At 53.7% G+C, this 1,215-nt stretch carries 1 rRNA gene; it reads right to left on the reverse strand.

From position 1 onward, the window contains the following. Positions 1–23 precede the first annotated feature (23 nt). Positions 24–1,215 (reverse strand): 23S ribosomal RNA (locus tag ACWPW2_RS22310); the annotation flags it as partial.

Raw genomic sequence — 1,215 nt, forward strand, 5'->3', positions numbered from 1 at the left:
CGCCAAAACATCTTCGGCGTTGTAAGGTTAAGCCTCACGGTTCATTAGTACCGGTTAGCTCAACGCATCGCTGCGCTTACACACCCGGCCTATCAACGTCGTCGTCTTCAACGTTCCTTCAGGAGACTTAAAGTCTCAGGGAGAACTCATCTCGGGGCAAGTTTCGTGCTTAGATGCTTTCAGCACTTATCTCTTCCGCATTTAGCTACCGGGCAGTGCCATTGGCATGACAACCCGAACACCAGTGATGCGTCCACTCCGGTCCTCTCGTACTAGGAGCAGCCCCCCTCAATTCTCCAGCGCCCACGGCAGATAGGGACCGAACTGTCTCACGACGTTCTAAACCCAGCTCGCGTACCACTTTAAATGGCGAACAGCCATACCCTTGGGACCTACTTCAGCCCCAGGATGTGATGAGCCGACATCGAGGTGCCAAACACCGCCGTCGATATGAACTCTTGGGCGGTATCAGCCTGTTATCCCCGGAGTACCTTTTATCCGTTGAGCGATGGCCCTTCCATTCAGAACCACCGGATCACTATGACCTGCTTTCGCACCTGCTCGCGCCGTCACGCTCGCAGTCAAGCCAGCTTATGCCATTGCACTAACCTCCTGATGTCCGACCAGGATTAGCTGACCTTCGTGCTCCTCCGTTACGCTTTAGGAGGAGACCGCCCCAGTCAAACTACCCACCAGACACTGTCCGCAACCCGGATCACGGGTCCACGTTAGAACATCAAACATTAAAGGGTGGTATTTCAAGGTTGGCTCCACGCAGACTGGCGTCCACGCTTCAAAGCCTCCCACCTATCCTACACATCAAGGCTCAATGTTCAGTGTCAAGCTATAGTAAAGGTTCACGGGGTCTTTCCGTCTTGCCGCGGGTACACTGCATCTTCACAGCGAGTTCAATTTCACTGAGTCTCGGGTGGAGACAGCCTGGCCATCATTACGCCATTCGTGCAGGTCGGAACTTACCCGACAAGGAATTTCGCTACCTTAGGACCGTTATAGTTACGGCCGCCGTTTACCGGGGCTTCGATCAAGAGCTTCACCTTGCGGTTGACCCCATCAATTAACCTTCCGGCACCGGGCAGGCGTCACACCGTATACGTCCACTTTCGTGTTTGCACAGTGCTGTGTTTTTAATAAACAGTTGCAGCCAGCTGGTATCTTCGACTGGTTTCAGCTCCGTGAGCAAGTCACTTCACCTAC

The organism is Kosakonia sp. Marseille-Q7440 (genome assembly GCF_965119485.1).